The following is a 358-nucleotide window of genomic DNA, read 5'->3' as shown; positions in this document are numbered from 1 at the left end:
CAAGGTAGTGGTGCTCACCCAATACAAATCCCACTCTCTGGACCGCCACATCTCCAAGACCTGGCGAATGTCAACCCTGTTAGGCTCTTACGTAACACCTGTGCCCGCCCAGCAGCGCAAAGGTGCCCACTGGTACCTAGGCTCGGCCGATGCCGTATATCAAACTCTCAACATCGTCCGAGACGAAAAGCCGGATTACCTAGTGATAGTCGGCGCCGACAATATTTATCGTATGGACTTCTCCCAGATGGTCCAGAAGCATATCGAAACCGGGGCTGCGCTCACAGTAGCGGGTATTCGCCAGCCGATCGAACTTGCAGATCAATTCGGTATCCTAGAAACAGACGGCGACAAGATC

1 protein-coding gene is annotated in these 358 nt (G+C 53.6%); it reads left to right on the top strand.

Annotated features, from left to right (window positions below; genetic code table 11):
- Nucleotides 1-358: sugar phosphate nucleotidyltransferase (locus QP381_RS08650; protein ID WP_285068549.1), on the top strand; the 358-nt coding region annotated here is incomplete at both ends.

The organism is Pauljensenia sp. UMB6358, assembly GCF_030216865.1.
GTDB classification, from domain to species: domain Bacteria; phylum Actinomycetota; class Actinomycetes; order Actinomycetales; family Actinomycetaceae; genus Pauljensenia; species Pauljensenia turicensis_A.
The sequence above is the reverse complement of the archived record's forward strand: the minus strand, read 5'-3'. Positions and strand labels throughout refer to the sequence as shown.